Source organism: Olleya sp. UBA1516 (assembly GCF_002323495.1).
GTDB lineage: Bacteria > Bacteroidota > Bacteroidia > Flavobacteriales > Flavobacteriaceae > Olleya.
Map to the genome: position 1 here is coordinate 66631 of NZ_DCQO01000009.1, position 13095 is coordinate 79725.

Annotated in this window: 14 protein-coding genes; 1 reads left to right on the forward strand and 13 read right to left on the reverse strand. The window is 32.0% G+C overall.

Annotated elements, in window-relative coordinates; genetic code table 11:
* Window positions 1-22: 22 nt before the first annotated feature.
* The 13 genes from B2989_RS04375 to B2989_RS04435 form a co-directional block, all read right to left on the reverse strand.
* Window positions 23-745 (reverse strand): siderophore-interacting protein, encoded by a 723-nt coding sequence (locus B2989_RS04375; protein ID WP_292944713.1) that lies wholly within the window; start codon window positions 743-745, stop codon window positions 23-25.
* Window positions 746-749: 4 nt separating this feature from the next.
* Window positions 750-1502: a DUF4405 domain-containing protein gene (locus tag B2989_RS04380; RefSeq protein WP_292944716.1), complete on the reverse strand. Its 753-nt coding sequence runs from the start codon at window positions 1500-1502 to the stop codon at window positions 750-752.
* Window positions 1499-2650: an MFS transporter gene (locus tag B2989_RS04385; protein ID WP_292944719.1), complete on the reverse strand. Its 1152-nt coding sequence runs from the start codon at window positions 2648-2650 to the stop codon at window positions 1499-1501. The genes B2989_RS04380 and B2989_RS04385 overlap by 4 nt, the downstream gene beginning before the upstream one ends.
* Before the next feature lie 48 nt (window positions 2651-2698).
* The gene (locus B2989_RS04390) at window positions 2699-3133 is read right to left on the reverse strand and encodes a MarR family winged helix-turn-helix transcriptional regulator (protein ID WP_292944722.1); all 435 of its coding nucleotides are present in this window, start codon (window positions 3131-3133) and stop codon (window positions 2699-2701) included.
* A 104-nt stretch (window positions 3134-3237) separates the two neighbouring features.
* On the reverse strand, window positions 3238-4353 hold the full coding sequence (gene chrA, locus B2989_RS04395) for a chromate efflux transporter (RefSeq protein ID WP_292944725.1): 1116 nt from the start codon (window positions 4351-4353) through the stop codon (window positions 3238-3240).
* 79 nt (window positions 4354-4432) lie between these two features.
* Window positions 4433-5746, reverse strand: a complete 1314-nt coding sequence (locus B2989_RS04400; protein ID WP_292944728.1) for a MutS-related protein — start codon at window positions 5744-5746, stop codon at window positions 4433-4435.
* Window positions 5747-5910: 164 nt separating this feature from the next.
* Complete coding sequence (locus tag B2989_RS04405; RefSeq protein ID WP_292944731.1) at window positions 5911-6384, reverse strand: hypothetical protein; 474 nt, start codon at window positions 6382-6384, stop codon at window positions 5911-5913.
* Between the two features lie 173 nt (window positions 6385-6557).
* Entirely contained in the window at window positions 6558-7133 is a 576-nt protein-coding gene (locus tag B2989_RS04410) for a hypothetical protein (RefSeq protein ID WP_292944734.1), read from the reverse strand.
* Between the two features lie 195 nt (window positions 7134-7328).
* Window positions 7329-8189 carry an SDR family oxidoreductase gene (locus tag B2989_RS04415; RefSeq protein ID WP_292944737.1) on the reverse strand — a complete coding sequence of 287 codons (861 nt, stop codon included), beginning with the start codon at window positions 8187-8189 and terminating at the stop codon, window positions 7329-7331.
* Between the two features lie 52 nt (window positions 8190-8241).
* A complete protein-coding gene (locus B2989_RS04420; protein ID WP_292944740.1) occupies window positions 8242-8793 on the reverse strand; it encodes a TetR/AcrR family transcriptional regulator in 552 nt (183 codons plus the stop codon).
* A 59-nt stretch (window positions 8794-8852) separates the two neighbouring features.
* A complete protein-coding gene (locus tag B2989_RS04425; RefSeq protein WP_292944743.1) occupies window positions 8853-10157 on the reverse strand; it encodes a sulfatase-like hydrolase/transferase in 1305 nt (434 codons plus the stop codon).
* Between the two features lies 1 nt (window position 10158).
* Entirely contained in the window at window positions 10159-11394 is a 1236-nt protein-coding gene (locus B2989_RS04430) for a cytochrome-c peroxidase (protein ID WP_292944746.1), read from the reverse strand.
* Between the two features lie 77 nt (window positions 11395-11471).
* Window positions 11472-12353, reverse strand: coding sequence for a LysR substrate-binding domain-containing protein (locus tag B2989_RS04435; RefSeq protein WP_292944749.1), 882 nt, complete (start codon window positions 12351-12353; stop codon window positions 11472-11474).
* A gap of 107 nt (window positions 12354-12460) precedes the next feature.
* On the opposite strand from B2989_RS04435, the gene B2989_RS04440 reads away from it, so the two are divergent.
* Entirely contained in the window at window positions 12461-13087 is a 627-nt protein-coding gene (locus tag B2989_RS04440; RefSeq protein ID WP_292944752.1) for a LysE family translocator, read from the forward strand.
* Window positions 13088-13095: the final 8 nt, after the last annotated feature.

A 13095-nucleotide genomic window follows, 5' to 3' on the forward strand; every position in this document is an offset into this window, starting at 1 on the left:
AGTAAGCTATTTTTTAGGTCTGTTATTCCAATCCTGTTTTTTCAGGATTCCAAAACGGTTTAGTTTTTATTTGTTTGCTGTCCCAATGTAATTCTTTTCTGAAATAATGATTTAAAGCAACGCAAACTCTGCTATCTCCTGCAATATATACCATTTTTTTTTCTTTAAGATTGGGCAGTTGTTCCTTTACTTTTTCTAAAATACTATCGATAGCATTTTCTTCTAATTTATAAAAATTAAAAGGTTTAGTACCATCAACATCTTCAAATAAATCGCTTAGTGTATTATTATAGATAATGCTTTCCACAGGTTTATTTTCTAAACTTCTATTTATAATATATAAATGCGATAAAGCAGATAAATCTCCAATCATTAAATAACTATCAGCAGAAGTATTTAGCGTAAAGGTTCCTTTTTTTGTTTTGTAATAAACCGTATCTCCAACATTACAATTTTTTACCCATTGGGCTCCAATACCATTGCTATCCGTAGCTATAGCTAGACTAATTGTATTGGTGTCTTTATTAATATCCCAAATGGAATAACTTCTTACCATATCTTTTTTAGAATTGGTGTTTGTACCAATACCAATACCTAATCGTATAAAATAACCAGCCATAAAATCCATAGTTTTTATCGCATCGCTTGTAATATCTATTTTATAAACGCTATCTGTTAGCCTTGTTTTGGATGTAATCTGGCCTTTATCCATTATTTTTTTCATGATGGTTTCTAATAATGCCATAATTTTATTTTTTTAATTTCTTTTTAATTTTAATTACCAGTCCTGTTAGTAGCGCAGGAATAGTTAAGAATACAGTAACTTTTACCAATGGTAATACATAAATTAACCAGGATTGTGTTGGTTTTTTAGCGTTTTCATTGGTGTTTTGAGCAGCATTTAATGTGATTTGCTGTGCCCAATTGGAGTATTCAATTAACCAAATTCCTAAAGACAAGATTATACTTAAAGCTAGTAAAAGCAATAATGCCTTACGCTGCTTTTTAACAACAGTTGTGATTTGTTTTAAGTACTGTAAATCCGATAGAAACTTTAATTTCTTTATAGATTGCACAATCCAAGTCCAGTGTAGTGCCAAATGAATACCTAAAAAGGCAATAAATAAAGTAGCCGATAAATTATGTGTTGCTGTCCAAAAGGCATTGGCTTTAAAATGAATACCAAAAACAGGTAATGCAGCTTCTGAAATTACAATTCCGGAAACTGTTACTACTAGCATTAAAATATACAAAAGCCAATTAAAAACGTAATCAAATTTAGTTTTCTGAATTTTATTTTTAATTAGTTTTTTAGACTGATTTGTTATCCAATTCCAGTTAACTAATAAGTGTAAAAAGAAAGGTAACAGAATAACAAAACTTAACCATTCGTGTATTGGGATACCAGTACTTTGTGGTATCAATACTAAAACCATAAGGATAAAAAATAACAGGTCTAGAATGACACGTAATTTTGCTGAATTTTTGTTTGATTTTTTCAATGTTTTTTTAGTTTTATAATTAAAAAATAGATGGCAGAAAGCAACATTAAAATAATACTTACTGCTATAAAGCTATTTTGAAGTCCTATTACATTTTGTATAGGTTGGATAGCAATTGGCGACATAAACATGCCTAAAAAATTGAATCGTGTTAATTTACCAACATATTTTCCACGTTGTTTTATAGGTACTAAAGACATGATCCACAGGTTAGTATTCGGGATAAGAGATCCAATACCAGAACCAACAACAATAACGCCAATTACAGCAATAAGATAACTGGTACTTAAACCAATAATTAAAAAGCCAATTGCCATAAGTAAAAACCCAATGATGTACATGCTTAAAAAGGTTAATTGTTGTCTTAGTTTTTTAGATAATATGGCAGATATAGCTAAAGATATCATCATGGTTCCAATAGCAATACCTACTAAATTTGCACTAACGCCAGAAAAAGTTTTAAGTAAAAAAGGCAGTTGCACAGGTATCATATAAAAAAATAGCATTGTTATAAAGGCACTTAAATATACCAACCAAATGCTTTTATTTACAGTTAAATTAGCGTCATTTTCGAGATGTTTTTTATGATGTATTGGTTCGTGTAAAAATATAGGAACTAATACTATTACTATAAATGCAAAAGCATATACTAAAAAGGTGTAATGCCAATTTAAATCGGCTAAATAACCTGCTGTAGGTATAAATAATAAACCACCAAGTGCATTAAAAGCACCTTGTAAGCCCATAAAATGTTCTCGCTTTTTGCCTTCAAAATAATCTCCAACTAGAGTAGTAGAGGTGGTCATTATTCCTGCCACACCAATACCTAAAATCACACGACCAATAAGAATAAAATAGATGTCGTTAAGCCAATATCCAGACGTACCTGCTAAAGCATATATAATTAAGGATATGATTAGCACTTTAATTCTACCATGTGTATCAATAATACGACCAGCAATAGGAGAGATAATAGCAATGGTTAACGCAGGTAAGGTTAACATTAATTTAGTTAACGCTTCAATATCTTCAATGGTATTAAAAGCGTTACTTATTGCAGGTAAAGAAGGTGCAATAATAGCATTGGCTAACATGGTAAGCATGCTGGCTAATAATAAGGTAATTTCTAAGGGTTTATTTTGTGTCATTTTTACGTATTACAAAGTGTTGATTAGTCAACAGTTATTATAAATTTTTTATTCTATGTGATTTAATAATTTATTTAATAAATGGTTTAGCGTTTTGGCTTCCGTTTCTGTAAAACAACTTAATGCTTCCGTAACGGTTTTTTTAGAAGCTTCTTTAAATACTTGTACTACTTGTTCGCCATCTTTAGTTAATGCAATAGTATTAGATCTTGCATCTACACCAGATTTTCTAATCACCAATTGTTTGTTTTCTAAATTATCCAACATACGTTTTGTAGCAGCTCTATCTTTATGTTGCAATTTGGCAATTTGGCTTTGGTTCATTTCACCTTCGTTAGAAATTAAAACCAATAATCGCCATTGTTCTGGAGTGGTATTTAAATCTAAAGTATTAAAACGACCTTGCAGTTTTTGTTTTAATATTCGTGATATGGTAGTGGTTAAATACCCAACCGAATCTGTAAAAATATATTTTTTAGACATTTGTATAATTGTTGATTAGTCAACAAAATTACACAATAATTTGAATACACTATTTTTTTTAAGATAAAAATATGATTTGGATGTTTTTGTGGTATTAAAACGGACTAAAACAAGGTTAACACAAAACCCAATAAAGCACCACCAATAACAATAAAAGCACTATTTACTTTTTTAAATATAAAAACACAAAGGATGCTAACCACAGCAATGACTATAGTGCGCCAATCCGTTAGTGTGTCTTGTCCCATAGCTACACAAACAGCTATAATTACAGCAACAGCCGCAATATTTACCGCATCTAAAAAAGCCGAGATAACTTTAGATTGTCTCATTTTAGGTACAAACGGATTTAATATAGCAACAAATACAAAGGAAGGCAGAAAAATACCAACAGTTGCAGCTATTGCTCCCCAAAAACCTCCTAATTGCCAACCAATAAAGGTCGCTGTAGATAATACAGGTCCTGGTGTAAATTGTCCAACAGCAACTGCATCTATCAATTCTTGTCTGGTTAGTAAGCCAGTAGACACTAATTCGGCATCCAGAAAACCAAATAATACATAACCACTTCCGTATAATAAAGCACCAACTTTAAAAAAGGTCCAAAGTATTTTTAATGTGCTTGGTGTTAATGCTACTTGAAGCACCACAAGAGGTGCAAAGCTGTTTAGATTATTTTTATTGTTTTCAAAAAAGTATAACAGTAAACCTAAAAATCCGCAGGCAAACAACGCTACAATTTCGTTAGCACCAAGTAAACATGCAATTAAAGTTAATGCGCCTAAAATGCCTAATTGAACGTTTTTAAGTGCTTTTTTACCAAGTCTATAAACTGCACCTAAAATAATGGCAATTACAGCTGGTTTAATACCATAAATAAAAGGTTCTACTTTTGGGAGTTGTCCGTATTGTTGATACAACCAAGCAAAAAGCATGGTAATGGTTACCGCAGGAAATACAAAACAAAAACCTGCTACAATTAGTCCTTTCCAACCTGCTTTTTCATGTCCGCAATGCATGGTCATTTCGGTGGAGTTTGGGCCAGGAATTAAGTTAGTAGCACCAACCAAATCCAGAAAATGTTGTGGTGTCATCCATTTTCTTTTTTTAACTACTTCGTCTTCCATCATCGCAATATGTGCAGCAGGACCACCAAAAGCAATGCTTCCTAATTTGAAAAACAGTTTTGCAACTTCTTTTAGGTTTTTTTTGTTGGGCATTTTATTGTTTTGACTTTATAATTTAATTTTTGTTTAGATAGTAGTTTTATAAACCATATCACATTACTGTATTTGCTTTTTATTTTATGGATTCTAAAATCTCAACAATCTTTTCGTTTTTTACAATAAGCAATCCTAAACGCTCATGAGAAATACCATCTTTTAACTTATAATCATAAACTGGGATGTTATTAACTAATTGTGAGTTAAAACATTTAAACTGAATACTATCCGCATCACATAATTCCGATGCTACTTCTATAATATGTGTTGATACAAAAAAGGTGCTATTTTTAATTTTAGAAAACGAGTTAATAATTAACAAAGAGGCATCTGCTGCATCTTTTACATTTGTTCCTCTAAACAGCTCGTCAAAAATAACAAGTAAATTTTTGTTTTCTTTTAATTTAAGCGCTGTTTCTTTAACACGTTTGACTTCTGTGTAAAAATGACTTAATCCCTTATTTAAATTATCGGACAAATTTATTGTAGACACAACGCCATTATAAACAGAAGTTGTCATGGAAGTAGCAGGTACAGGAAACCCTAAATGAGATATAAAAACGGACAGCCCAATGGATTTAAGAAAGGTTGATTTTCCTGCCATATTTGGGCCTGTTAAAAACACCATATTTGATTTTTCATTAATTTCAAAATCGTAAGATTTTGCTTTTTTTAATAATGGATGAAAAAGTCCAGTAACCTGCAATTCCGGTGTTTTGGTATCAACATAAACCGGAAACGTAAGATTTTTTTTTCTGGCAGCATCAGCTACCGAAATAAAGGCATCTATTGTATACACAGCTGCTATTGCGTTTTCTAACGCTTTAAAATTGCTATCTCTTAAAAAAGCATCTAGCTTATTAATATCACTAAAAGATAAGGCAACATTGGAGTCAATGTATTTTTTAAAAAAAGGTAATTTTATTAAATTATTTATGGTTTTAATCTCTTTTTTTAATAATTCTGGACAGTTTTCAAGATCTATTTGTAGTGTGTTGTCTAATGTTTTACAAAGTAATAAAAGCTGCTCAATACCTTTTGTAATTAAATAGTAATCGTTATTTGGTCTTACTTTATAAGTTAAGTGATTTATTAACGCACTGAATATGTTGGCGATTAAAGGTGTTGTGCCTAATTTTAAATAATAGTCTATATATTCTAACTGATTATAATTTATAGAGAGTTTAAAATCGGAATCGTAAAAGAATTGAATAGTATCACGTCTATTTTTAATTTTAGCAATGTCTGACAATGGGGTATTTATCATTTCAAAAAGACAGTTTTTACCACCTTTAGTTTTTGTCATATCATAATAGCTAAGGATGGAATTATCCTCAGAATTAAAAATTTCTAAATCATTTTTTGTTTGACGGTCTAATTCAAATTTCATTAAGGAAGTTGATTTTGTATTGGCTGTAAACTTGACTCTGTGTGGATTGTTGCGTAGTTTAAGCACTTATGTAACGAATAAATAGCTGATGGTATACTCAGCAGGAATGTTCGTAAGCAGGCTAAAAAGAGCAATTAATTATACACGGTTTTAGCAAATCGTTTTCATTCGTTCTTTGTTTTATTATAAATCAAAATAATTGCAATTATCTCTCCTAAATAATAGAAAATTGATTGTGTAAAATATAACATATAGTTATTTCTTAAATAGCCATAGTAATCTTTAATTCCGAGATTTTCTACTTCAAAAACGAAAAAGGATTTTATTGAAGGATAAGAAATTTGAATAACTTGAATAATAAAATAAGCACAAAAACTCCAAATAAAATATTTCAGAACGTTTTCACTAATGGTTTTAAAATTTTCAAAAATCCGATTAATTATAACATTAATTAAAATTACAAAAAGAATAAGTCCAAACAATTCCGAAATCCAAAAAGTCCAAGAAGGTTTAGAATCTAATAAAATCAATAAATCTTTCGCAAGGTCAGAAAAACTATAACTTAAACCTGAAATTGTCTTATAAGTAAATATTCCAATTCCGAAAAAACCAATTAATTTATTTCTTTCAATTCCCAATGAGATTAAGTTTAGAGTTTGATATTAATGTTTGGTTAAGTTTTTGTATATGGTTTGTTGCATGTTTAAGCACCTAAATTTAGCAAATAAAAACCGAATAGAAAATACGCGAGTATTTTCGTAAGCAGGCTAGAACCTATCAATAAATTATATGCTTTGTTGGCAAATCGTATTTATTTTTCCATTTCAGTATCTTCAATTTCAATCGGTTCTGGTGGTAGAACTATATATTCAATTCGATACTTTTCCATTTCTTTAGGATACATTTCAAACATTATTCTTTGATAACGTTCAATATTAAATCCACGATTTCCAAGTCCATTTGTTTTTAATAAAATTGTGTCTTTTTCTTTCGGGTTAATGATTACAAAAAATGTACTGCTTATTTTTTCTTGATAATTAATATCAAAATCAGTCATCATTTTTTCCAAATTCAGAGTGTCGTTTTTCATTTCATAAAAGACTTTCTTAAAATGAACAGGTTCATCGTCCATAACTCGTTTTTCTTTTAATTGAAGAAATACGCTGTCATTCGCTTTTGTGATTTGTAATTGGTCATATTCACTCCACATACACATTGATAAAACCACTCCGATATTCAGAGTATCATTATTTTCCATTTTCGTTGTGAATTCAGAATAATCTTGAGCAACTTTAAATTCAGATTTTTTCGGTTCAACTTTTCGTTCACAACCAAAAATAAGGATTGTAAAAACAAAAATTAATATGCTGAACTTTGCATTTCTCATATGTTTGCCAACTCGTTTTATAATAACTCTTATTAATTATATCTCATAAATATAGAGTAATATGTGGAGTATATTTTATTAAAAGTTATATTCTAAATCGAAGTTACCAAAAACCGAATGAAAATCAACGGTTATTCCAAACAAAAAACCACCAAGCTTTTGCTAAGTGGTTTTCCTATTCATGCTTCTAAAATATTATAAAAAACTAGCTCTTACCTGACTAATTAATTTAGTACCATCTGGATCGACTTTTGTTTTAAGATTTGTAAAATCTTCAGCCCATTGTGAAGTTCTAATGCGTAAAGGCGGATTCTCGTTTTGTGCTACATCTAAAGCCACTTGTGCGACTTCTAAACCAGTTTGGTACACTTGTGTTGTACTTTCTTTAGCTCTTTGTTGGTTTCCAGCCATGTATTGTTCAAAAATAGGAGCGTACTCGCCAGTTGCAAATTGACCTTCGGTTGTTGTTTTGTCTATTGCAGACGTCATAAATTCGGTTGAAATTCCTCCTGGTTCTAAGCACGTAATGTTTATATTAAACGGATCGCTAACATAAGTGGCTAAGCCTTCCATAAAACCTTCTACTGCAAATTTTGCTCCACAATACAGCTCATTGAATGGTTGACCAACCAAACCACCAACAGAAGTAATACTAATTATTTGTCCCGATTTTTGTTTGCGCATGTGTGGTAAAACCGCTTGCGTGCAATATACCACACCAAGATAGTTAACGTCTGTTACCCATTTAATTTCGGCTTCGGAAGCTTGTTCTGTTGTTTTTGCAAAACCAGCACCAGCGTTATTATAAAGCACGTCAATTTTACCATCGTTTTTAATAATTGTATCTACAGCAGCTTTAATAGTTTCCGTTTTGGTAACATCTAAAGGCAATAGGTGGATGTCTAAATTATCGTTTTCAATCTGCTCTTTTAATTTTTTGGCTTTGTCTAGGTTTCGCATGGTTGCATAGACCTTAAAATTGTTTTTTGCAAAAAGGATAGCGCTTTCAAAACCGACTCCTGTTGATGTTCCTGTGATTAATACATTTCTTTTCATAATGGTTGTTTTGTTGGAGTGAATGTTCATTCCAAATTAATATTAAATTTTTTTATGCTTTTATAGCATCCCAAAGCATGTGCATTTGGTTGTAGATTGATGTGTTGTTGTTTTCCGTCTTGTTAAAATACCAACGTAAATAGGCTAAAACAGAACCACCAATAAACATGAGTAGTTCGTCCATATTTATGGCTTTGATTTGTCCTTCTTCTTGTCCTTTTTCCAGTAATTGATACACTGGAATAATAGATTTTCCGCCTTCGTTTCTACTGTATTCTGTAATAATAGGAGAGGCTTGCAACTGTTCCATAAATTTAAAATAGGTAGGATTCGCTATAAAAAAATCGATCATAGCAGCGTAATACGTTTCAAATTGTGTTTTAATGGATTTGTTAGCATCGAAATCTGAAAATAACTCTTTTTCTTGGTGTTTTATACTAACGTAAATGGTATTTATTAATACATCTTTGTTTGGAAAATAGTTGTAAATAGTTCCCATTCCTGTTCCTGCAGCTTTAGCAATAGCAGACATTGGTGTATTGTGTACGCCTTTTTCAGTTAGTAACTTAATGGCAGCGGATAGTATGGCTTCTTTTTTATTCACAAGGCAAAGGTATTCGTTTTGGAATGATTATTCCAAAATTTTAACTTTAATTTAAAGGTTTAGTTTCTAATAACGCTAAGTTCGGTTTCTAAAGTGGCTTTAGCATTGGCTTGCTCCTCAGTTAAAGTGTTGTTTAATAAGTTATTACTTTCGTAAGGATCGTTATTAAGATTGTAAAATTCTTGTGATCCATTAGCATAAGTAATCAGTTTAAAGTTTCCATTGTTAATTGTCCAATTGTTAACGTTTCCATCGTCTTTTTCAGCGTATTGAAAATCTCTTATCGTAGTGTTTTCAATAAGTAAGGATTTAAAACTTTTACTATCGTTAATTTGACTTGTGTTAACACCTGCTAATTGGGCAATGGTTGCAAATAGGTCTGTGCTAGTAATTAAATTTTGATCTGTTCCTGTTCTGGTTACACCATATCCAGAAACAAAAAGCGGTACATTTATTCCGCCTTGATATAAGGTTCCTTTGGTAGTTGTGCTTAAATAAGGTGCTTGTGCGACTTCATTTGGCGTGCCATTATCACCAATAAAAATGATGGTAGTATTAGCTTTTTCTGTTTCCGATAGGGTATCTAATAAACGACCAATTTGGAAATCCATAGCCTCAATAGCTGCCATGTAATAGGGTGTTTCGTCCATTCCGTTAGCATATTCTGGTAGATTGCCTTGCGAGTGCATGTTGCTTGGAGGTACATGAAACGGTGTGTGTGGCGCATTATAAGCCAACCACATAAACCAAGGTTTGTTTTGTTGTTGTATCCAGTTTATGGATAAATCTGTGAAGGCAGTTGTGCTATAATCGGTTTGTAAAGTACTGCTTCCGTCTTGTGTTAACAACCAGTTGTAATAACTTTGTGGTTCGCCTCTAAGTAATCCAGCGTAATAATCGATACCAAATATTTCGGGATTAAAAGTGCTGCTGTTGCCTGCCAAATGCCATTTACCAACAATTGCAGTTGCATAACTAGTATTGGTTTGGTTGGTAATGTATTGTTGCAAACTGGTTTCGGAATTTTGAATAACGTCTCCAGCCCATTTTACATCGGTACGGTAACCATATTTACCTGTTAAAATTGAGGCTCTGGTTGGCGAGCAGGTTGGATACGACCAAAAGTTATTAAATGTTAATCCTGCATTACGGATAGCGTCTATATGTGGTGTGTTGGGTTTTATGTTGCCTTCCGTGTAACCATTTATAGCATCTTTACCTAAGTCGTCAGCAATAATAAACAGAATATTTGGTGTGTTTTGTGTTGGGTTTTCTGTTGGGTTTTGCGTTTCTACGGAAGTGCTATTATCGCTACTACAGCTAAATAGTGTACATAGGATAGTGATTATAAAAAGGTGTTTCATGTTAATCTATAAATGGATTGCTATATTTTTCATCAGTAAGCATGTCGTTGTCTGTTAATGTATTTAGAAAAGCGACTAATGCATTTTTTTCTTCTTGATTAAAATTAAATTGTCCAACTTCGCCAGCATCATTTACTAAAGGCGTAATTAAATTTTGATGGTTTTGAATGCCAGAACTGTAATGCTCCACAACTTCCATTAAAGTGGCAAATCTTCCGTCGTGCATATAAGGCGGACGCACACCAATATTTTTTAACGATGGAAATTTAAATTTACCAGTATCGTTGGTGTTTCCTGTGGCTTCACTAACACCTAAATCTGTTGTAGAAGTAGCATCTAAACCATTGGATGTTGCAAAAGTTGTAAGTGGGAAATTAGTGTTTGGAAAAGGTCCAATAAAGGCTTCGGTTTGGTGACAACCAACACAGTTTCCGCTAACACCATTGGTTAACGTACGTGGTGCATAAAATAGGGTTTTACCTTGATTTTCTTGGTCTGTAAAACTCGGAAAGTTAGCCATAGGAGAGGAGACTTCGCTTCTGGCAACATCATATTTTGAAGTGACGCTAACTAGGCTACGTATAAATTGTGCTAAGGCTTTAGAAATTTTATCGCTTGTAATATTTTGATCGCCAAATGCATCCTGAAATAGTTGCGGATAGTAATCTTGGCTACTAGTTATATTAACTAATTCTTGAAGCGTTAAACCCATTTCTACGTCGTCTTGAAAAGGCATTAAGACTTGATCTTCTAAAGTGTTGGCGCGCTCGTCCCAAAAGAATTTTCCGCCAGCATAAAATCTAGCATTTACAATACTCATGGAATGTCTTCTGGTTAATCCACCTTCAAATCCTTGACTTAGTGTATTGGCATCCGAAAAACCATGTTCCGCTTGATGGCAAGAAGCACAAGCAACTGTGCCATTACCACTTAATTTTTTATCGTAAAAAAGAACACGACCTAAGGTTGCACCTGCATCTGTAATTGGGTTGTCTGCAGGTGTATTGTCGTAAGCTGTTACTGCTTGAAACTGAAATTGTGGCGGGAATTCGCTTGCGGTATAATAACTAGGTAATGCAATGTTTGCGTAGTTAAAATAGGCGTCAGGTAAGTTTAATTGTGTTATACTATTATTGTCTGGAATAGGAATATAGTCTTCTGAATCTGAATCGGAACAAGATGAAGCAAAAAACAATAAAGCGAGTAATCCACAAGATAATAAATGGTTAGTTTTCATAAATTAAAAATAGTTAGGTTGCGCTATTTGGACTTAAAATATGAAAAAAGGTTTAATTCTAAAGAATTATTTTTTGTTTAATAGACGCTTGTGTCCAACTGTTTAGCACAATCTATAACCTTAGTTATGGTTTTGTTGACTTCGTTTTTTCGCCAATGGATATACAAATCAATGGTTTGATCGATGTCTATAAAACGCACATTATTAAATTTTGAATATTTAAAAGAATGTGGTAAAATAGAAATACCAAGTCCTTTGGACACCAGATTTAAAATCATACCACCAAAATCAGATTCGATGCTAATTTTTGGTTCAAAACCATACTGATTAAACAAATTACGTAATAAAGACGAAAAATAGGTGGTTTGGTGTAAGCCTGAAAGTATAAAGTTTTCGTGTTGCAGTTTGTCTATATTGTTAATGGTATCTGTATTTAACCAATGGTCATTGGGAACAGCAATGCAAATAGGCTCTGTAAATAATTTAAGCGATTGTATATTAATATGCGAAATAGAATCCCGACTAAACGCAATATCTGTTTTGTAATTTAGGAGTAGTTTTTCGTGGTTTTCATCGGTAAGTTCGGCTAATTCTAATTTAAGATCTGGTAAATTGGTTTTAATAAGATCTAGAAAATTAGGCAACAAACTAAAGGTGATAGAACCAGGATACGAGATAGACACCACACCAGCATCACCTTGATTGATTTTTTTAGCTTGTTGGTAAATATGGTCCAATTCGTTTATGGTTTTGCTCCAATGTTCTTGTAAAAACTTTCCAGCATCAGTTAGTTTTACATTTCTTTTATTTCTTTCGAATAGTGAAAAACCAAGCTCGTCTTCCAACGCTTGTATTTGTCTAGTTAATGAGGATTGTGAGATGAAGACTTTTTCGGCAGTGTTCCAAAAATGAAGCTCTTCGGCTAAAACTAAAAAATATTTTATTTGCTGTGTGGTCATGATAAATGCGTTTTTTGCATTACTGAATCAAAAATATGTATTTTTTGTTACTTATCATCATGGTTTCTTTGTATAACATTTTTTTATAATCCGTAAACTGAAATAGTATGTTAGGCATCGAGAATTTTATAACCTTTATGGTTACTGCTTTATTTTTTATAATGACACCAGGAATTGATACTGTATTTGTGTTAAATAAATCTATTGGTCAAGGTCGTAAATCTGGAATAGTGTCAGCAATGGGTATTAATACAGGTATTTTAACGCACACGTTTTTGTCTGCAATTGGTTTAACGGTTTTAATTGCAAAATCTGCAATAGCCTTTATGGTTATTAAGTATATTGGTGCAGCTTATTTGGTTTATATTGGTGTGAAAAAATATATGGATACTTCTGCTTTATTTACAGAGAATACGACAAGTGAAGCTAATAAAAGTTCTAAAAACGACTTTTGGTCTGGGTTTTTTACTAATTCTTTAAATCCTAAAGTTGCATTATTCTTTTTGGCATTTTTTCCGCAGTTTATTACACCTTCAAAATTAGAAGATCCTGTTCCTTTTGTTTTATTGGGTGTTACGTTTGCAATAATTGGTGTGATTTGGTATGTGATTTTAACCTTGTTTGCTAGTACGTTTTCAACTAAAATTAAAGGCAATCCAAACTCAGGGATTTGGCTTAATAAAATAAGCGGATTTGTGTTTGTGTTAATGGGATTGCAGATTGCTTTTGGGTAGTTGTAGTA